This is a genomic window from Methylobacterium sp. 1A (assembly GCF_058072805.1).
Genome location: NZ_JBYQVE010000001.1, coordinates 1,049,250 through 1,067,762, shown reverse-complemented (window position 1 = coordinate 1,067,762; position 18,513 = coordinate 1,049,250). Strand labels below are relative to the sequence as shown.

Genomic DNA, 18,513 nt, shown 5'->3' with positions numbered 1-18,513 from the left:
CGGCGGCCGCGCGCGACGCGCGCAGCCGCTGGCTCAGCCGGAGGACCACCCATGTCAGAGACCCGGATCGTGCGGGCTGCCGCGATCCAGATCGCGCCGGACCTCGACCGCCCGGACGGCACCCTGGAGCGCGTGCTCAACGCCGTCGACGAGGCCGCCGCCAAGGGCGCGCGCTTCATGGTCTTCCCCGAGACCTTCGTGCCCTACTATCCCTACTTCTCGTTCGTTCTCCCGCCCGCGCTCCAGGGGCCCGAGCACCTGCGCCTCTACGAGCGTGCGGTCGCCGTGCCGGGTCCGGTGACGCAGGCGATCTCCGCGGCCGCACGGCGCCACGGGGCCGTGATCGTGGTCGGGGTCAACGAGCGCGATCACGGATCGCTCTACAACGCGCAGCTGATCTTCGACGCGGACGGCGCCCTGAAGCTCAAGCGCCGGAAGATCACGCCGACCTACCACGAGCGCATGATCTGGGGGCAGGGCGACGGCGCCGGCCTCGCCGTGGTGGAGACGGCGGTCGGCCGCGTGGGGGCGCTCGCCTGCTGGGAGCACTACAACCCGCTCGCCCGCTACGCCCTGATGGTGGGCCACGAGGAGATCCACGCCGCGCAGTTCCCGGGCTCCCTCGTCGGCCAGATCTTCGCCGATCAGATGGAGGTGACGATCCGCCACCACGCCCTGGAAGCGGCCTGCTTCGTGGTCAACGCCACCGGCTGGCTCACCGACGCGCAGGTCGCGCAGGTCTGCCCGGACGAGCGCCTGCGCGGCGCCTGCCGCGGCGGGAACTGCACCGCCATCGTGTCGCCCGAGGGCAAGCACCTCGCCGATCCCCTGGGACCGGGCGAGGGCATCCTGATCGCCGACATGGATCTCGCGCTGGTGACCAAGCGCAAGCGGATGATGGACTCGGTCGGCCACTACGCGCGGCCGGAGCTCCTCAGCCTGCTCCACGACGACCGCCCGGCCGCCTTCGTGCAGCGGCCGGCCCGTTCGCAGACCGCCCCCCGGAGCCCCGACCATGAACAGCAGCCCGCTTCCGACGCGCCGTCCCATATCCCCGACGGCCCCGACGGGCCTGATCGGGATGCCGACGGAGCGCCTGATCAACGCGTTGCAATCCTGCGGCGTTAGGCTCGCCGACAGCCGCGCCGGCGCGCCGAGCCGCCGCGGCGGCGCCGGCCCCTCGGACCACAAGGCGATGACCATCGCGGGCCGCACCGTGATGGTGCCGGTCCACACCGAGGCCTCCTTCGACTCGCCCTTCCTCGTGCGCCCGCCGGACGCGGACGGGATCGCGGTGATCGAGCACGCGGGCGTCGTGGTCGGCCACGTCACCTTCCCGGGCCGCCCGCGCTTCTACGCCCTCTCCACCTTCGACGGCGTGCCCTACGCGAAAATCGCCGTTCTGCACGGGCGCGACGTGCTGGCTACCACGGTGCTGCAAACCTGCATCCGCTACCAGAGCCGCGCGAAGACCTGCCAGTTCTGCTCGATCGGCCAGTCGCTGGCGGCCGGCCGCACGGTGGCCCGCAAGACACCCGAGCAGCTCGCCGAGGTCGCCCGCGCCGCCGTGCTGCTCGACGGCGTGAAGCACATGGTCATGACCACCGGCACGCCGAACGCCACCGACCGCGGCGCCGCGATCCTGTGTGAGAGCGCCTTCGCGGTGAAGGCGGCCGTCGACCTGCCGATCCAGGCCCAGTGCGAGCCGCCCGACGACGACCGCTGGTTCGAGCGGATGAAGGCCTCGGGCATCGACGCGCTGGGCATGCATCTCGAGGCCGTCACGTCCGAGGTGCGGGCGCGGATCATGCCCGGCAAGGCGGGCGTGCCGCTGGAGCGGTACTACGACGCCTTCGCGGCCGCTGTCCCGGTCTTCGGGCGCGGCCAGGTCTCCACCTACATCCTCGCCGGCCTCGGCGACGCGCCGGAGGCGATCCTCGCGATGGCCGACCGGCTGATCGGGATGGGCGTCTACCCGTTCGTGGTGCCCTTCGTGCCGATCTCCGGCACGCCGCTGGAGAGCCATCCGGCCCCCGGGCCCGACTTCATGCACGCCGTCCTGAAGCCGCTCGCGGAGATGCTGGGGCGGGCGAACCTGCGCTCCACCGACATCAAGGCCGGCTGCGGCCGGTGCGGTGCCTGCTCGGCGCTCTCCACCTACGAGCGCGCGGGGGAGGCGGCCTGATGTTCGACCCCGTTCCGCCGTACCGGCCCAGCCACTTCCGGGTGAAATTCGCGGTCGCACCCTGGGAGCGGCGCGCCTGCGCGGCCCTGCGGCGGCAGGTCTTCTGCGCGGAGCAGGGGATCTTCAGGGCGGACGATCGCGACGCGATCGACGCGCACGCCATCCCGGTCTGCGCCCTCTCGACGCTCGGCGGCGACGCGGACGCCGTCGTCGGCACCGTGCGGATCCACGAAGACGGCGCGCGCCCGGGAACGTGGTGGGGCTCGCGTCTCGCCGTCGCCAAACCGTTCCGCAGCGCCGCCGCCCTCGGCACCGGCCTGATCCGGGTCGCGGTGTCCTCGGCCCACGCGCGGGGCTGCACCCGCTTCCTCGCGCATGTCCAGGAGGGCAACGTCGCGCTGTTCGAGGCCCTGCACTGGGAGAGCCTCGACGCGCTGGACCTGCACGGGCGGCCCCACCGCCTGATGGAGGCGGACCTCGCGGCCTACCCGCCGATGCACGATCCCGAGCAGGGCCTCCTCACCTTCCGCAGGGCCGCGTGACCGCCGGGATCGACATCCGGGCGCTGGCCCGCCAGATCCGCGAGGCCCGCGGGGTCGGCCACAAGCGCGACATCGACGCGGTGGTGCGGCGGCTCGGGCTCGGGAGCCGGCACGCGGCCGTGCCGGTCGGCGACGATTGCGCGGCGATCCCCGACGGCGACGGGCACCTGCTGCTGGCCATCGAGGGCTTCCTCGACAGCTTCGTGGCCGACGATCCGTACTTCGCGGGCTATTGCGGGATCATGGTCAACCTGAGCGACGTCGCCGCCATGGGCGGGCGCCCGCTCGCCGTCGTCGACGCCCTCTGGGCCCGGGACGCTGGGGCCGCAGACCCGATCCTGGCCGGCCTGTCCGACGCCGCCGCGCTCTACGGCGTCCCGGTGGTCGGCGGCCACACCAACACCCGCGCGGCCGCCAGCAACCTCGCGGTCGCGGTGCTCGGCCGGGCGGGACCGCGCCTGCTGACGAGCTTCGACGCCGCGCCCGGCGACGACCTCGTCGCCGCCATCGACCTGCGCGGGCGCTTCCGCGACCCGCACCCCTACTGGGACGCCTCGACCGGCGCGCCGGGCGCGCGGCTGCGCGGCGACCTCGCCCTGCTGCCGGGCCTCGCCGAGGACGGCCTGGCCGGCGCCGCCAAGGACATCAGCATGGCGGGCATCGTCGGTACGGCCCTGATGCTGCTCGAATGCTCCGGCGTCGGCGGCGTCATCGACCTCGACGCGATCCCGCGGCCCGACCACGTCCCGCTCGCGCGCTGGCTGACGGCGTTCCCGAGCTTCGGCTACCTCGTGAGCGTCCGCCCCGACCGCACGGCGGCCGTCACCGCGCGCTTCGCCGAGCGCGGCATCGCGGCGGCCCGGATCGGGGGCCTCGACGCCGGCCGGGCCGTCCGGGTGCGGGACGCCTCGGGCGCCGAGGCCGTCGTCTGGGACTTCGCCGCCGGCCCGCTGATCGGCTGCGGCAGGGACGGCCCGGGGGCGACGCCGTGAAGCCGCTGCGCGTCGCCCTCCTGACCCACTCCACCAACCCGCGCGGCGGCGTCGCCCACTGCCTCGCCCTCGCCGAGGCCCTGTGCGAACTCGGTCACGCGGCGGTGGTCCACGCGCCCGACCCGTCCGGCCGCGGGTTCTTCCGGGACGCGTCCTGCCCCACCGTGGCGGTCGCCGCCGAGCCGGTCGCTGGCGGGACGACCGACCTCGTGCGGGCCCGCATCCACGATTACCTGCGCCACTTCGCGAGCCCGGCGGCCCGCGACTTCGACGTGTTCCACGCCCATGACGGCATCGGCGGCAACGCCCTCGCGACCCTGAAGCACCGGCGCCTGATCCCGGGCTTCGTCCGGACCGTCCACCACGTCGACAGCTTCGCCGACCCCGTCCTCGCGGGCTGGCAGGACCGCGCGATCCGCGAGGCCGGCCGGCTGCTCTGCGTCAGCCGCCTGTGGGCCGACTGGATCAGGGACGCGATCGGCGCCGAGGCCGGGATCGTCGGCAACGGGGTCGACCTGTCGGTCTATCGCCCCGCGGCCGCGGAGGGCGACGCGGCTCTGCGGGCGCGCTGGGGGCTCGGCGCGGGTCCGATCGTCCTCAGCGTCGGTGGCCTCGAGGAGCGCAAGAACAGCCTCGGCATCATCGCGGGGTTCGCGCGCCTGCGGACGCGCCACCCGCACGCCCAGCTCGTCGTCGCGGGCGGCGCCTCGCTCCTCGACCACGCCGGCTACCGCGAACGCTGCCGCGCCACCCTCGTCGCCGCGGGTCTGGACGAGGGCCGCGGCGCGGCCGTCATCGAGACGGGGCCCGTCGCGCAGGCCGACATGCCGGCGCTCTACCGGGCCGCGGACCTGCTGGCCTTCCCGTCCTGGACCGAGGGGTTCGGCCTCTGCGTGCTGGAGGCCATGGCCTGCGGAACGCCGGCGATCGTCTCCGACCGACCGCCCTTCACCGAGTACCTGACGCCGGCCGACGCGCTGTTCGTCGATCCCGCCGACCCCGACAGCATCGCCGCCGCCATGGCGGCGGCGCTGGAACCGCGGACCCGCGCCCGCCTGCGGGCGGCGGGGCTCGCGCGCGCGGCCGCCCATTCCTGGCGCGCCTGCGCGACGCGTCACCGCGACGCCTACGCCGCCTGCGCCCGCGGCGCGGCAGCCTTCACGGAGTTGCAGCCATGACGACAACGACCCGTCACGTTCCCGTCGCCGTCGTCGGCGGCGGCCAGGCTGGCCTCTCGGTCAGCTACCACCTGAAGCAGCGCGGCATCGCGCACCTCGTCTTCGAGAAGCACACGGCCGCGCACACCTGGGCGACGCAGCGCTGGGACACGTTCTGCCTCGTCACCCCGAACTGGCAGTGCGACCTGCCGGGCCACCCCTACGACGGGCCGGACCCGGACGGGTTCATGAGGAAGGACGAGATCGTCGCCTACCTGAAGGCCTTCGTCGTCAAGGTGAGGCCGCCGCTCCGCGAGGGCGTAGCGGTCACGCGCGTGGCGCGGCGCGACGACGGCGTGTTCGCGGTCCGGACCTCGGAGGGCGACTACACCGCCGACGAGATCGTGGTGGCCTCCGGCGGCTACCACACGCCGATCGTCCCGCGCATGGCCGAGAAGCTGCCGCCCGCGATCACCCAGATCCACTCGAACCAGTACCGGAACCCGGCGCAGCTGCCCGACGGCGCGATCCTGGTCGTCGGCTCGGGGCAGTCCGGCGCGCAGATCGCCGAGGACCTGCATCTCGCCGGACGGCAGGTACATCTCGCCGTGGGCGACGCACCCCGCTGCGCCCGCTTCTACCGCGGCCGCGACGTCGTCGCGTGGCTCGCCGACATGGGCTACTACGAGAAGACCGTCGACGATCACCCGCTGCGCGACGGCGTCCGGGACAACACCAACCACTACGTGACCGGTCGCGACGGCGGCCGGGACATCGACCTGCGCCGCTTCGCCCTGGAGGGCGTGGCGCTCTACGGCGTGCTCGAGGACTACGCGGCGGGCGCGCTCCGCTTCCGGGACAACCTCCGGCCCGCGCTCGACCAGGCCGACCGGACCTACAACGGCATCAACGCGGCCATCGATGCCCATATCGACGCGGCCGGCATCGCGGCGCCGGTCCAGGCGCCCTACGCGCCGGTCTGGGAGCCGGGCGAGCCGGTCACCGCGCTCCCCCTCGAAGGGTCCGGCATCGCCAGCGTGGTCTGGTGCATCGGCTTCGCGCCGGATTTCCGGTGGCTCGACGCGTCCGTGTTCAACGGCGCCGGCCAGCCGAAGCACAGGCGCGGCGTCACGGCCGAGATGGGCATCTCCTTCATCGGCCTGCCCTGGCTGAACACCTGGGGCTCGGGCCGCTTCGGCGCGGTCGGCCGCGACGCCGAGTACATCGTGCAGGTGATCGCGGCGCGTCTCGGCGCCGGTGCGGTCGGCCTGAAGCGGGCGGTGTGAGCCGGATCACCGCCGGGTCGAACCAGGGCGGGGCCTCCCCTCGGTCATCCCGGCATTCGGACCGGTCACGCCGGGTATCCGCGGCCGAAGTGCCGATCCCCTCCAGTGTTCCGGAGCGAACGCTGGTCCAGGATCGACTTGTTCGCCTGTATCGCATCGGTTAGCCACGCCCCGTTGCGGCGCCTGAGTCGCGTCAGATCCAGGGATCATCCATGCGAGCACGTACCGTCGGTATCGGAATTGCGGCGATTCTGTCCGTGATGACCAGTGTGGCCTCCGCCGAGACGTTGCCGGCACGCAAGGCCGGCCTGTGGGAGAGCAAGACCACGTCGCCCGACGGCAACACGACCGCGCGTCAATGCATCGACGAGAAGACCGATCAGATCGCGCAGGCCGCGTTCGGGGGCGGCCAGAACTGCGCGAAGCGCACCATCGTCAAGACGAGCACCGGCTACAAGGGCGAGACCGAGTGCAAGCTCGGCCCGATCTCGGCCGCGGGCACGACTGAGATCAGCGGCGACTTCAACAGCAAGATCCACATGGAGGTGGATACGACGCTGACCGGCATGCCGAACGCCAAGGAGCCCGTGCGACGCCAGATGGTGATCGACGCCACCTACATCGGTCCCTGCGCGGCCGGACAGAGCCCGGGCGACATCATCCTGCCCGACGGCAAGATCGTGAAGATGCCCCAGCCGGCGGCCCGATAGGCACACCGGCAGGCGCCTCGGGCGCGGGCGAGCCCGTCGGGTGCCGCCCCGCGTCCCCCTGGGCGCCGCCGCGGAGATCCATGCCGCGAAACCGGCATCCCTCCGTGAGACGGCGAGCGACAGCCCGCGATGCAGGGGAAGGTCTGATTAGCGGATATTAAATACATTTCGCTAATCGTGCGTCGTGCAGCCGCAGAATTGTTCTATTCGGCTCCGTCGAGGCCGCCGTGTCGCTACAGAGTGTCTCCATTCGTACAAAGCTGGTCGTGGCCTTCTCGGTCCTGACCGTTTTCGTGATCGGGCTCGGCGTGCTCGGGCTCGTGAGTACGCGCAAATTGCGCGAGCAGGCGGTCGAGATCGATACGAACTGGCTGCCGAGCATCCGGGCGCTGGGCGAGATCGACACGCTGACCGCCCGCAGCAGCGGCCTTCTCCTGCGGCACACGCAGGCGACCGATCCGGCGCTGCTCGCCAGCATCGAGAAGGATATGGACAGCTTCGACCGGAAGCTGGCCGACCGGGTCGGGGTCTACAAGGGCCTGCTCAGCTCGCCCGAAGAGCGGTCGCTCTTCGACGCGTTCAACCAGGAATCGCAGACCTTCAAGACGGTGCGCAACGACGTGGTCGACCTGTCGCGCGCCGGGAAGAAGACCGAGGCCTATCAGCTCTACGAGACGAAGGGCCTCATCCCGCGCCGCGCCGCCTCCAAGGCCCTCGAGAAGCTGATCGCCATCAACAACGCCGGCGCCGATGCCGCGCAGGCGCAGGGCACCGCCGTCTTCAACGAGACCTGGACGGTGAGCCTCGTCGCGATCGCTCTCGCCGTGGCGGTCTCCGCTCTGTCGGGCGTGATCATCGTCCTCGGCGTCACCCGCGGCATCGCCGCGGTGGTGCGGCCGATGCAGGCGCTGATCGCCGGCGACCTGTCGGCCGAGATCCCGCATCAGGGCGAGAAGACCGAGATCGGCACCATCGCGTCGGCCGTCGCGGTGTTCAAGCAGGGCCTTATCCAGATGAAGGCGCTGGAGGCCGAGACCGCGCAGGCGCGCCTCGCCGCCGAGGAGCAGCGCCGGATCGGCATGCGCCAGATGGCCGACAGCTTCGAGGCGGCGGTCGGCGGCATCGTCGGGCAGGTCTCGGCCTCCGCGACCGAGCTGCAGGCCACCGCCGGCTCCATGTCGGCCATGGCAGGCCAGACCTCGGCGCAGTCGGGGGCGGTCGCGGCCGCCGCCGAGGAGGCTGCCTCGAACGTCAGCACCGTCGCGGCCGCCGCCGAGGAGCTCGGCGCCTCCGTCCAGGAGATCGGGCGCCAGGTCCAGGGTTCGGCCGAGCTGGCCCGCTCCGCCGCCGGCGAGGCGGACGAGACCGGCGCCCTCGTGCAGGAACTCAGCGGCGCCGTCGCCAAGATCGGCGACGTGGTGGGCCTGATCTCCTCGATCGCCGGTCAGACCAACCTCCTGGCGCTGAACGCCACGATCGAGGCCGCCCGCGCGGGCGCGGCGGGCCGCGGCTTCGCGGTCGTCGCCTCCGAGGTGAAGGCGCTGGCGGAGCAGACCGCCCGCGCGACCGGGGAGATCTCCAGTCAGATCGGCCGGATCCAGGGCGTGACCGGTCAGGCGGTCTCCGCCATCGGGACGATCACCGGGCGCATCCGCGAGATCAACAGCGTCGCCACCTCGATCGCGGCCGCCGTCGAGGAGCAGGGCGCGGCGACGCAGGAGATCGTCCGCAACGTCACCCAGGCCGCGCAGGGCACCGGCGAGGTGACCAGCAACATCGCCGGCGTGGCCGGCGCCGCGGAGGAGACCGGCGCGGCGGCGAGCCAGGTTCTCGGCGCGGCGTCGGAGCTGTCGCGCCAGTCCGAGCACCTGTCCGCCGAGGTCGGTCGGTTCCTCGCGACCGTGCGCGCCGCCTGACGCGCCGACTGAGGAGCCCGGCGATATAGGCCGCTCCGGCCAGTTCATCGCCGGGGTGTGCCGCAGCACCTCGGCGGGGAAAGCTTGAGCTTACATCAGGGTTACACCGCGAACACAGTCGCGGACCTGATGGAGACTTCCATGACCCTCGTTGCCCGCTTCGCCCTCGCCACGGCCGTCGCCGCCGCCACCGTCGCGGTTCTCGCCGGGACCTACGTCGAGATCCTGGACCGTGCCCTCCCGATGCACTTCGTCTGAGACGGCGGGTGCGAACCGGTTGAAGACCGCATCCCGGGTCGCCGCCGTCCGGCGGCGGCGACCCGGGATGCGGGAGGGAGGTGCCGATGACTCGAATCCTGACATCCGTCCTCGACGGCGCCGTGTGGGTCGCGGACGCACTCGACGATATCCTCGTCGAGGCGGCTCTCGGCTTCGGCGCCGCCGTACCGCTGATCGCCGACCCGTCCGGCGATCCGCCGACCGGCGCAACCACCGGCCAATCCGAGACAAGTCCCTCGCCGATCCGGACTTGACCGACCGGGATTCTCAACCGTCACCGGTGCCGACCCCGGAGGTGTCGCGACGGTCCGGATGATCGGGTTCCCCGGTCGGGCCGCAGAGACGTGTGGCCTCCGCCACAGAGGGAACGGACCCGCGCCACGAACAGCGGCGGCTCGGCGAGCGTCCCCGTCCGCACCTGCCCCGTTCGGGAACGGCTCTAGCGCTTCTGCGTGTTCGGCGCCGATTGGTCGGTCTGCGGCTCCATCTTGGTGGAGTCGGGTTTCGTCGGCGTGTTGTTCTGCGCCTGCTTGTCGTCGCAGGCGGCGAGGCCGAGCAGCAGAAGGGCGGCGAGTGCGATGCGGGTGCCTAGCGGCATGGATCCTCCCTTTGGCGTGTGAGGGCGCGGAGATCCTGTTTGGCGATATCGCCAAACAGGATCTCCGCGCCGCTCGCTGCGCGACGCGGTCCGGTCAGCGGCCGCCGGCCAGCGGCTTGGAGCCGGATCCGGCATCGTTCGGACCGGTGCTGTTCGTCGTGCCGGAGCGGCTCATCGAGCCGGTCGACGGGCCGCTCCCGGCGGCGCCGGGTGTCGAGCCGGACCCCGCGTCGCTCGGGCCGGTGCTGTTTGCCGTGCCCGACCGGCTGGTCGCGCTGCCGGCATTCTCTGCTGCCGTGGCGGGAATCGCGGCCGCGAGGAGGGCGGCGATGGCGAGACTCGTGACCTTCATGGCGGATCTCCCTCTCGGTCCGGCAATCGCGCTCGCGGAGCCGTTACCGGTCGTGCGGGCAACCCCGCGCCACCGCCGCTGTTCCGACCGCGTCGGCGACCGGCCGGCACGGGTCCCGGATCACGATGCTTCCGGTGGCGCGTCCTCCCGGACCGCAGCCGGGGTGGCGGCGCGCGCCTGCTCGTCGGGCATCCGGTAGCCGCGATCCCAGGTGGCCCAGGATTCCGAATCCGCCGGATAGGGGTTGGCGGTGATCGGATCGCCGCGGTCGCGGGCGTGGCGCCCCTCGTCGCTGATCGCGGCGGGTGAACGGGTCGACGGTGTCATCGGCGCTTCTCCGGCACTCACATCCCCGGGTCCGGAACCTCGGCGGTCAGCCCGGGCGTTGCAGGATCTACCGGACGCTCGCGCGAATGTTCCCCGCCTGGGTTGGTGCTCAGCGGCCGGTGTACCCGCGCGCCGCCGCCGCCGCCTTCAGGCGCTCAAACGCCGTCGCGTAGCGCTCGCGCAGGAACGCGGCGTTCGGCGGGATCCGGGTCGGGCAGAGGTTGTCCTCGGTATCGGACATCTTGATCAGCAGCGCGGCGAGGTTGCCGGCCGCGATCAGGGTGGTGATCCGCTCGGAATAAGCGATCCGACTCTGCGGCTTCGTGAGAAGCGTCACCGTCTCGACGATGTCGGCCTCGAAGCCGGCGGCGCGGAGGTCCGCCGCCGTGCGCGGCGTGTCCTCCAGCACATCGTGCAGGAGCGCCGCCTGCATGACTCGCATCGGGTCGATGTCGAGCCCGTCGATGAGTCGGGCGTGACCGGCCCGGGTCTGGGCGGCGTTCGCAACGCGTTCCAGGTGCCGCATGCACGGCTCGCCGCCCTTGTCGAGCTGACCCGCATGGGCCGTGAGGGCGAAGGTATGGGCATCGAAAATCGTCGGCACGCGACCGGCTCTCCAGATCGACCGGCCCGGATCGGCGCCGCACCGGCTTCCCGTTCCGGGAAGTCGGGTCCCCGCCGCGGCGTTCCCGCGGGGTCGCCCGCCGCGGGGCGCCCCGTCGCCGGATGCCGTCCCGGGGCGGGACTACCTCATTTCGTGGATGCGCAGTCTTCGCGCTCGATTCAAAAGTTCACGTTGGCAACACTATTGCTCAGCTCCCGTGGAATCGCCATCTGTTGTTCCATAATCGGACAAGCGGCGAGTCGCGCTTCAGGATCGAGACCATGACGTCCGGAACACTCGAGAAGCCGCTGGATGTCGGCGGGCCGCTGAGCCGCAGGGCGGCGGCGCTGGCCAACGTTCGCTGGTTCCGCGCGCTGGCGTGGCGCGCCCTGCGCGACGGCGGCCCGCGGGCCGAGCTGCGCGCGTCCAACGCGCGGGCCGCGGCGCGGATCGTTCTGCGTCAGGCCAAGCGGGAGGCCCTCGTCGCCCGCCTGGCGCGACAGGCCCTCGACGCCTCCGTCTGAGTGCGGGGCGCCGGGTCGGCCGGGCGCTGGGCCCGGCCGCGGCGGTGCGCCTCAGCGCTTGAACTTGCCCTCGTACTTGAACTCCGGCGCCGCCTTCAGCTGGTCCTTGCTGGCGCCGATGATGGCCTTCCACTTCTTCGCGTCGGCGTCGTAGCCGAGCGCGATCGAGCTCGGCGAGACCGCGACGTAGCGCTCGCCCAGGCCGAGGAAGCCGCCCACCGAGACGATGTAACCGGCCAGCTTCCCGTGATCGATCACGAGGTCCTTGATCTCGCCGACCGTGTTGTTCTGCGCGTCGGTCACGTTGAGGCCGATGAGGTTGTAGCTGAGCACCGCGTCCTGCGGCACGGTCTCGAATTTGGGCGCGACCGTCTGCGGCGCCTCGTTGGCGGCGAGCGCGGGCCCGGCGAGGGCGGCGGCGGCGAAGGCGGCGATGACGAGGCGGCGCATGGTGTACTCCAGTGGCCCGGTATGGGTGGTCTGAAATGGCCGCCTCGGGCGCATCGTTCCGCGACTGCACGGAAATGTTAATGCGCGGAACATGGAACCTTCGGCCGGCGCGCGACCCGCGCGGCGACACCCCTCACGAGGCTCCGGCGCGGTGAACGGGGTGGCTAACTGTATCGAAGATCGACCGGGACAGATTGGCCGGCGGCGCCCCGACCGTTCCTGGCCGACCGCGCCCCGGCACGGCATGCCGGGACCCGCACGTATCGGGAGGGGACATCCGTGGCGGGGGGAGTGATCGAGACGACGCGCGGACCGGCGACCGGCGCCTGGGTGGACGGCCTCATCGGCGTCGCGATCTTCAGCGCGTCGCTGGTCGCGACGCGCCTCGCGCTGACCGGCATGGACGCCCTGTTCCTGAGCGCGGCCCGGGCGGCGCTCGCCGGCCTCGCCGGCGCGGCCGCCCTGCTGGCGCTCCGGCAGGCGCGCCCGCGCCGGACCGATCTCCCGGCGCTCGCCATCGTCGCGGCGGGCGTCGTGGTCGGCTTCCCGCTCCTCACCGCCCTGGCCCTGCGCACGGTCGGCGCCGCGCACGGCACCGTCTTCGTCGGCCTGCTGCCCCTCGCCACCGCCCTGTTCGGCGCGCTGCGCTCCGGCGAGCGGCCGTCACCGGTCTTCTGGCTGCTCTCGATCACCGGTGCGCTGGTCACGGTCGGCTTCGCCGCGCGGGGGCTCGACGGTCCGCCGGGTCCCGGCGACGCCTTCATGCTGGCCGCGATCCTGCTCTGCGGGCTCGGCTACGCCGAGGGCGGCGTCCTGGCCCGCCGGTTGGGCGGCTGGCAGGTGATCGCCTGGGCCACCGTCCTGTCGCTGCCCGTGAGCCTGCCCATCGCGCTGCTGCTCCGGCCGGCCGAGCTGGCGGCGATCCCGCTGCCGGCCTGGGCGGGCCTCGGCTACGTCGCGCTGTTCAGCATGCTCATCGGCTTCGTGTTCTGGTACCGCGCCCTGGCGCGTGGCGGCATCGCGTCGGTCGGCCAGCTGCAGCTGCTGCAGCCGTTCCTGGGCCTCGGCGTGGCCGCGATGGTCCTCGGCGAGCGGATCGAGCCGGCGATGATCGCCGCAGCGCTGGCCGTCGCCGCCTGCGTGGCGCTGGCGCGGCGCTTCGCCTGAGAACGGCGCGGAGTTGTCGGCCCGGGAGCGTCAGCCGGACTTCGCCACGACCTCGATGTCGCGGTCGAGCCCGCTCTCGACCTTGAACTCGCGGGTGTAAACCTGCCCGTCGTGGCGGGCGATCAGCACGTAGTCGCCCTCCGCCAGGGTGACCTGCGGGAAGGCGCCGATCGCCTCGCGGATCGTGTCGCCGCCGGGGGTGAGGACCGAGAAGGCGGTGCCCGCGAAGGCCTCGGCGCCGGGGGCGGCGACGAGCTTCAGGGTCACCGTCGCGGCGCGGTGGTTGAGTGTCGCCTCCGTGACCTTGCCGTTCTCGACGCGCAGGTCCGCGCGCTGGATCGCGTTCGATTCTCCGTAGGTCGAGACGACGTGGTATGTGCCCTCCGGCAGCCGCAGCAGCTCGCCGGTCTTGATGCCGGCGCGCACGAGCCGACCCTCGGAATTGGTCCCCACCGGGACGAAGACCGAGAACATCACCTGACCGGCCGGGATCTTCTGATCGCCCACGGCGCCCGCGAGCTTCAGGGCGCCGGCGGCCACCCGCAGCGTGTCGGTCGTCGGCTGCCCGCCCATCACGATCCGCTTCGAGGCGCTGGCGAAGCCGTAGGTCACGGTCGCCACGTAGGAGCCCGGCGCGAGGGTGAAATGCGGCTCGGCCTCGGTCGAGCGGGCGACGATCGACGGCCGCGTGCCGTCGCCGCGATCCTCGTAGATCCGCCACGCGAGCCCCTGGCGCAGGGCAGTGCCCGGTCCCGACAGGAGCGCCGACAGGGACAGCTGCGCGTCCGGCTCGGCCGGGGGCAGGGACGGCGGCAGGTTCGGGGTCGTGATCGACGGCGAGGGCAGGGCGCCGCCGAGCCGGTTCTGGAACGGGTCCTGCTGCGCGAGCGCGGCCGGCGGGCCGGCGGCGAGCATCGCCAGCGCGGTCGCTGCAAGCCTCATGCGCATCGGTCGGCCCTTCTCTGCTCGTCTCGCCGGTCGCGGCACCGGATCGTCCGGGCCTGCCTCTGACTCCCGACCGTGGCGGCGGCAAGGCCGCTCTTCCACCGGCGGCCCGCGCATGCCACATCCCGGTCGGGACGCGATACCGGGACGGAGCGCATGACCGCCACCCTCGATCTCCTGAAGACCCGACGCTCGGTGCCGCCGGCGCTGCTGGACGAACCCGGGCCCGACAGGGCGCAGCTGGACACCATCCTGACGGCCGCCTCGCGGGTGCCCGACCACGGCAAGCTCGCGCCCTGGCGCTTCATCGTCATCGCCGGCGAGGCCCGGGCGAAGGTGGGCGAGGTCATCGCGGCGACCTTCGCGGCCGACAATCCCGACGCGGCGCCCGAGCGGCTCGCGCAGGAACGCGCCCGCCTGACCCACGCGCCGGTCGTCGTCGCGGTGGTCTCGCGGGCGGGTCCGCACGTGAAGATCCCGGACTGGGAGCAGGTGCTCTCCGCCGGTGCCGCCACCATGAATCTCGTGATCGCCGCGAACGCCGCCGGCTTCGCCACGTCGTGGCTGACCGAGTGGTTCGCCTACGACCGCCGCGTGCTCGACGCCCTCGGCCTCGCGCCCACCGAGAAGCTCGCCGGCTTCGTCCATATCGGCCGGGCGCGCGAGGTGCCATCCGACCGGCCGCGGCCGGCCCTCGACGAGATCGTCACCTACCTCTGAAGGGACCGGCCGTGCACTACGACCTCGACCTGCCGCGCGAGTCGCGCGCCCTCCCGCACAACCCGCTGAAGGCCATCGTCGCGCCGCGACCGATCGGCTGGATCAGCGCCATGGACCGCGCGGGCGCGCTCAACCTCGCGCCCTACTCGCTCTTCAACGCTGTGGCCGACAACATGGTCGCGTTCTCCTCCTCGGGCCGGAAGGACGCGATGACCTTCGCCGAGGAGGGCCGGGAGTTCGTCTGCAGCCTCGCCACCTGGGACCTGCGCGACGGGATGAACGATTCCTCGGCGCCGCTGCCGCGCGGAACGAGCGAGTTCGCCTTCGCCAACCTGGAGACCGCGCCCTCGCAGAAGGTGCGGCCGCCGCGCGTGGCCGCCTCGCCGGCGGCCCTGGAGTGCCGGTGGCTCCAGACCGTGCCGCTGGTGCCCCTCTCGGGCGGGGAGGCGGAGAACTTCCTGGTGATCGGGCAGGTGGTATCGATCTACGTCGACGAGCGGTACGTCGCGGACGGAATGGTCGATACGGCGGCGATGCACCCGATCATGCGCGGCGGGTACTTCGACTACTTCCACGCTACCGCCGACACGCGCTTCCAGATGCGCCGGCCGAAGGGCGCGGGGGAGTTCACCGGGTCCTGAAACAGGAACCGGTCGCGCGCGGCCGATTGAGGACTTGTTTACCATAGCGGGCGCAGGTTCGGGCGGTCTCCAGCACCGTGCCCGCCCGGATGTTCCTGTTCACCACGCCGTCGAGCCCACCGGAGAGCCCGCCGCCCCAGGCGCGGGCGCTGCCGGGCACGCCCGCCTCCGGGCCGGTGGTCCAGGCCATCCGCGACGGGGCGACGGCGAGCGGCGTCGGCTTCGACTATCTCCTCGCCACGGCGCGGCGGGAATCCGCCCTCGATCCCGCCGCCAAGGCCGGCACGTCCTCGGCCACCGGCCTGTTCCAGTTCATCGAGCAGACCTGGCTCGGCGTGATGAAGAATGCCGGGCCGCGGCTCGGCCTGCAGGCGCAGGCCGACGCGATCACCCGGCAGTCGGACGGCACCTACACGGTTCCCGACGCGGGCCAGCGGCAGGCGATCCTCGACCTGCGCCGCGATCCCAAGATCTCCGCGACGCTGGCCGGCGCGCTGACCCAGCAGAACGCCGACGCCCTCACGGGCGCCCTCGGCCGCGAGCCGACCGCGGGCGATCTCTACGCGGCCCACGTGCTGGGCGCGAAGGGCGCGGCCGCCCTGATCTCGACCGCCCGCGCCTTCCCCGAGCGCGCCGCCGCCCTCGACCTGCCGGAGGCGGCCGGTGCCAATCGGGCGCTGTTCTACGACCGCGCCGGCCGGCCGCGGAGTGCTGCCGAACTCTATGCCAGCCTCTCGGCGGCGGCCCAGGGCGCCGCGGCCACCGACCTCACCGGCCTGCGCCAGGACGGCGCCGCGGCGCCGCAGGCCGTCTCGGCCTACGCCAGCGCGGCGACCGCGTTCGGCGGGACCTCGGACCTGCGCAGCCTGTTCCAGACGGACCAGCGCGGCGCGGCCTCCGACGCCGCGGCCCGTCTCTGGCAGGCGCGCAACAGCGCCGCGCCGGTGCAGCACGCGGCGCCGACCTATTTCCCGCGCTCCTACGCCGAGCCGCCACCGCGCGTCGCCGTCGCGGAGCCCGCCGTCACGGGTGCCATCACGGATGCCGTCACGGGCGCATCGGCCCGACCGGCGGCGACGCCGCCGGGCGCCGCCCTCCTCAATCCGCCGCTGCCGCCCCGCCGACCCGCGGAACTCGCGGCCGCGGCGTACATGTCCGGCAGCAGGACCAGCCTGTTCGCCCCCCGGAGCGGTCGATGATCATCCGCGACTTTCTGGCCTGGACGCAGGACGCCTCGGCCGAGCGCCGGGCCGAGGCGACCGCGACGCTGGCCCGGACCTACCTCTACGGCGACCTGGGCGCCGACGCGGCCTGGGAGGCCAAGACCGCGCTGCTCGCGCTCCTCGACGACCCGTCGCCGCTGGTGCGCCGGGCGCTCGCCGAGACCTGCGCGGCCTCGGCGCGGGCGCCGCGCCCGCTGGTCGTCGCTCTGTCCTCCGACGTTCCCGAAGTGGCGCGGCCGGTGCTCGCCCGCTCGCCGGTCCTCACCGACGCCGACCTCGTGGACGCGGCCGCCCTCGGTGACGAGGCCACCCGCGCGGTGATCGCCGCCCGGCACCACCTCTCGCACGCGGTCGCGGGCGCCCTGGCGGAGATCGGCGAGACCGACACGCTGGTCGTACTCGCGGCCAATCCGACGGCGAAGATCACCGCGGGCCGGATGCTGCGCATGATCGAGCGCCGCGGCGACGAGGCCGCCCTGCGCGAGGCGCTCCTCGCCCGCGCCGACCTGCCGCCGGAGGTGCGCCATGCCCTCGGGATCGCGGTGGCGCGGGCGCTCACCGACTTCGTCACCGACCGCGCTTGGCTCGGCACCGAGCGCTGCGACCGGATGAGTCGCGAGGCCGGCGAGCGCGTGGCGCTCGAGGCCTGCGAGGGCTCCGGTGCGGCCGCCGTAACGCGGCTGGTGACGCATCTGCGCGCGACCCGTCAGCTGACCGCGGGCCTGATCCTGCGCGCTGTGCTCTCGGGTCGGACGGACTTCGCGCTCGCCGCCCTGTCCGACCTGTCGGGGCAGGATCATGCCGGGGTCGCCCGGGCGATGCGCGACACGCGCCTGTTCGCGGACCTGCACGACCGCGCCGGGCTGCCCGACGCGCTCCTGCCGGCGATGCAGGCGGCGCTCTCCGCGTGGCAGGATCTCGCCCGCGGGGCGGCCCCGGTCCGGGGAGCCGGCCTGTCGCGGCGCCTCATCGAATCCGCCATCTCGGCCTGCGGCGACCTGTCGGATCCGGAGATGCACCCGGTCATCACGCTGCTCAACCGCTACGAGGCCGAGGCGGCCCGCGACGAGGCGCGCGAGGTGGCCCGCGCCATCGCCGCCCAGGCGCTGGCGCGCGAGACCGCCCGCCGTGAGGCCGAGGCCGCCGACGCCGCGTGGCGCGCCGCCCTGGAGAGCCAGCGCCGGACCGCCTTCGCGGAGGAGACCGATACGGCGACCCCGGTCGTCGTGGCGATCGCCGACGCCGCGGACGGGCCTGCCGAGGCCGAGCCGGTCAACCCGGTGGGCGCGATCCTCGACGCGCTGCCCGAGCAGATCCTGGCCTGGTACCGGCCCGAGGAGGTCGACCCGGAGGTCCAGGCCGCGACCGACCTCGTGCTCGACGGTCTGGGCGACAGCATCCTCGATCATTTCCGCGCCAGCCGGGACCCCGCCGGGCCGGAGCCGGCCGCGAGCGAGGATAAGCCGGAGCGGATCGCCGCCTGATCGCCGCCTGAATCCGCCAAGGCTCGCCGCTCGGGGGAGCGATGGCACCGGACATCTCCCGATATCGCCGGCTGCCGGGGGAGGAGCCGCGCTACGTCCTGGCGGAGGCGCGGACGCTGATCGCTGAGCGCGCCTACCTGTTCAGCCTCTACGCGGTCGACGTGGTCGCCTCCGACGGGCTGACCGGCCGACACGTTCTCGCCGTGCCGGTCGCGATCAGCGCGGTCTCGATCACGGTGGGCCTCGTCCTGACCGAAGCGGATTCCCGCAGGGCCGAGGCGGGCGATCTCGCGGGCGTCGCGTCCCTCGCCCAGGCCGTGCAGGGCGGATACCGGCGCTTCCGAACCTTCCCGGCGAACGAGCTCGGGCGTTTCGTGCTCTGACGGCTCAGATCCGAGGCGGGCGCCCGGA

General features: G+C 73.1%; 22 protein-coding genes. 16 read left to right on the top strand and 6 right to left on the bottom strand.

What is annotated here, in order from left to right; translation table 11 throughout:
* Positions 1-51: 51 nt before the first annotated feature.
* The 9 genes from ACX9MN_RS05215 (at position 52) to ACX9MN_RS05175 (ending at position 9,321) form a co-directional block, all read left to right on the top strand.
* A complete protein-coding gene (locus ACX9MN_RS05215) occupies positions 52-1,128 on the top strand; it encodes a Nit6803 family nitrilase (protein ID WP_056521589.1) in 1,077 nt (358 codons plus the stop codon).
* The gene (locus tag ACX9MN_RS05210; RefSeq protein ID WP_489723851.1) at positions 1,082-2,185 is read left to right on the top strand and encodes an MSMEG_0568 family radical SAM protein; all 1,104 of its coding nucleotides are present in this window, start codon (positions 1,082-1,084) and stop codon (positions 2,183-2,185) included. The genes ACX9MN_RS05215 and ACX9MN_RS05210 overlap by 47 nt, the downstream gene beginning before the upstream one ends.
* On the top strand, positions 2,185-2,727 hold the full coding sequence (locus ACX9MN_RS05205) for an MSMEG_0567/Sll0786 family nitrogen starvation N-acetyltransferase (protein ID WP_489723850.1): 543 nt from the start codon (positions 2,185-2,187) through the stop codon (positions 2,725-2,727). Before ACX9MN_RS05210 ends, ACX9MN_RS05205 begins: the two co-directional genes overlap by 1 nt.
* Positions 2,724-3,719, top strand: a complete 996-nt coding sequence (locus ACX9MN_RS05200; RefSeq protein ID WP_489723849.1) for a sll0787 family AIR synthase-like protein — start codon at positions 2,724-2,726, stop codon at positions 3,717-3,719. The genes ACX9MN_RS05205 and ACX9MN_RS05200 overlap by 4 nt, the downstream gene beginning before the upstream one ends.
* A complete protein-coding gene (locus ACX9MN_RS05195; RefSeq protein WP_489723848.1) occupies positions 3,716-4,897 on the top strand; it encodes an MSMEG_0565 family glycosyltransferase in 1,182 nt (393 codons plus the stop codon). The genes ACX9MN_RS05200 and ACX9MN_RS05195 overlap by 4 nt, the downstream gene beginning before the upstream one ends.
* Positions 4,894-6,162, top strand: coding sequence for an MSMEG_0569 family flavin-dependent oxidoreductase (locus ACX9MN_RS05190; RefSeq protein ID WP_489723847.1), 1,269 nt, complete (start codon positions 4,894-4,896; stop codon positions 6,160-6,162). The genes ACX9MN_RS05195 and ACX9MN_RS05190 overlap by 4 nt, the downstream gene beginning before the upstream one ends.
* A gap of 260 nt (positions 6,163-6,422) precedes the next feature.
* Positions 6,423-6,872, top strand: a complete 450-nt coding sequence (locus tag ACX9MN_RS05185; protein WP_020091622.1) for a DUF3617 domain-containing protein — start codon at positions 6,423-6,425, stop codon at positions 6,870-6,872.
* Positions 6,873-7,099: 227 nt separating this feature from the next.
* Complete coding sequence (locus ACX9MN_RS05180; RefSeq protein ID WP_489723846.1) at positions 7,100-8,788, top strand: methyl-accepting chemotaxis protein; 1,689 nt, start codon at positions 7,100-7,102, stop codon at positions 8,786-8,788.
* A 344-nt stretch (positions 8,789-9,132) separates the two neighbouring features.
* Positions 9,133-9,321 carry a hypothetical protein gene (locus ACX9MN_RS05175; RefSeq protein ID WP_020091625.1) on the top strand — a complete coding sequence of 63 codons (189 nt, stop codon included), beginning with the start codon at positions 9,133-9,135 and terminating at the stop codon, positions 9,319-9,321.
* A 185-nt stretch (positions 9,322-9,506) separates the two neighbouring features.
* Here the strand turns inward: ACX9MN_RS05175 and ACX9MN_RS05170 are convergent, their stop codons facing one another.
* The 4 genes from ACX9MN_RS05170 to ACX9MN_RS05155 all read right to left on the bottom strand — a co-directional run bounded on the left by ACX9MN_RS05170 (position 9,507) and on the right by ACX9MN_RS05155 (position 10,948).
* A complete protein-coding gene (locus tag ACX9MN_RS05170; RefSeq protein ID WP_165923055.1) occupies positions 9,507-9,665 on the bottom strand; it encodes a hypothetical protein in 159 nt (52 codons plus the stop codon).
* Between the two features lie 94 nt (positions 9,666-9,759).
* Positions 9,760-10,017 carry a hypothetical protein gene (locus ACX9MN_RS05165; RefSeq protein WP_489723845.1) on the bottom strand — a complete coding sequence of 86 codons (258 nt, stop codon included), beginning with the start codon at positions 10,015-10,017 and terminating at the stop codon, positions 9,760-9,762.
* 120 nt (positions 10,018-10,137) lie between these two features.
* Positions 10,138-10,344, bottom strand: coding sequence for a hypothetical protein (locus ACX9MN_RS05160; protein ID WP_020091628.1), 207 nt, complete (start codon positions 10,342-10,344; stop codon positions 10,138-10,140).
* 109 nt (positions 10,345-10,453) lie between these two features.
* Positions 10,454-10,948: an HD domain-containing protein gene (locus ACX9MN_RS05155; RefSeq protein ID WP_020091629.1), complete on the bottom strand. Its 495-nt coding sequence runs from the start codon at positions 10,946-10,948 to the stop codon at positions 10,454-10,456.
* A 281-nt stretch (positions 10,949-11,229) separates the two neighbouring features.
* Between ACX9MN_RS05155 and ACX9MN_RS05150 the strand changes: the two genes are divergently transcribed.
* Complete coding sequence (locus ACX9MN_RS05150) at positions 11,230-11,472, top strand: hypothetical protein (RefSeq protein WP_020091630.1); 243 nt, start codon at positions 11,230-11,232, stop codon at positions 11,470-11,472.
* A 51-nt stretch (positions 11,473-11,523) separates the two neighbouring features.
* Here ACX9MN_RS05150 and ACX9MN_RS05145 read toward each other — a convergent pair whose 3' ends face one another.
* Positions 11,524-11,922, bottom strand: coding sequence for a PRC-barrel domain-containing protein (locus tag ACX9MN_RS05145; protein ID WP_020091631.1), 399 nt, complete (start codon positions 11,920-11,922; stop codon positions 11,524-11,526).
* Between the two features lie 279 nt (positions 11,923-12,201).
* Between ACX9MN_RS05145 and ACX9MN_RS05140 the strand changes: the two genes are divergently transcribed.
* Positions 12,202-13,089 (top strand): DMT family transporter, encoded by an 888-nt coding sequence (locus tag ACX9MN_RS05140; RefSeq protein ID WP_489723844.1) that lies wholly within the window; start codon positions 12,202-12,204, stop codon positions 13,087-13,089.
* A 30-nt stretch (positions 13,090-13,119) separates the two neighbouring features.
* Here ACX9MN_RS05140 and ACX9MN_RS05135 read toward each other — a convergent pair whose 3' ends face one another.
* Positions 13,120-14,037 carry a hypothetical protein gene (locus ACX9MN_RS05135; protein WP_489723843.1) on the bottom strand — a complete coding sequence of 306 codons (918 nt, stop codon included), beginning with the start codon at positions 14,035-14,037 and terminating at the stop codon, positions 13,120-13,122.
* Positions 14,038-14,190: 153 nt separating this feature from the next.
* Here ACX9MN_RS05135 and ACX9MN_RS05130 point away from each other — a divergent pair, with 153 nt between their 5' ends.
* From ACX9MN_RS05130 to ACX9MN_RS05110, 5 genes are all read left to right on the top strand, one after another.
* Entirely contained in the window at positions 14,191-14,754 is a 564-nt protein-coding gene (locus tag ACX9MN_RS05130; RefSeq protein WP_100251030.1) for a nitroreductase family protein, read from the top strand.
* An 11-nt stretch (positions 14,755-14,765) separates the two neighbouring features.
* Positions 14,766-15,395 carry a flavin reductase family protein gene (locus ACX9MN_RS05125; protein WP_489723842.1) on the top strand — a complete coding sequence of 210 codons (630 nt, stop codon included), beginning with the start codon at positions 14,766-14,768 and terminating at the stop codon, positions 15,393-15,395.
* 89 nt (positions 15,396-15,484) lie between these two features.
* Positions 15,485-16,594, top strand: coding sequence for a lytic transglycosylase domain-containing protein (locus ACX9MN_RS05120; RefSeq protein WP_489723841.1), 1,110 nt, complete (start codon positions 15,485-15,487; stop codon positions 16,592-16,594).
* The gene (locus tag ACX9MN_RS05115; protein WP_489723840.1) at positions 16,591-18,102 is read left to right on the top strand and encodes a DUF2336 domain-containing protein; all 1,512 of its coding nucleotides are present in this window, start codon (positions 16,591-16,593) and stop codon (positions 18,100-18,102) included. Before ACX9MN_RS05120 ends, ACX9MN_RS05115 begins: the two co-directional genes overlap by 4 nt.
* 41 nt (positions 18,103-18,143) lie before the next feature.
* On the top strand, positions 18,144-18,485 hold the full coding sequence (locus tag ACX9MN_RS05110) for a hypothetical protein (RefSeq protein WP_082557710.1): 342 nt from the start codon (positions 18,144-18,146) through the stop codon (positions 18,483-18,485).
* Positions 18,486-18,513 lie beyond the last annotated feature (28 nt).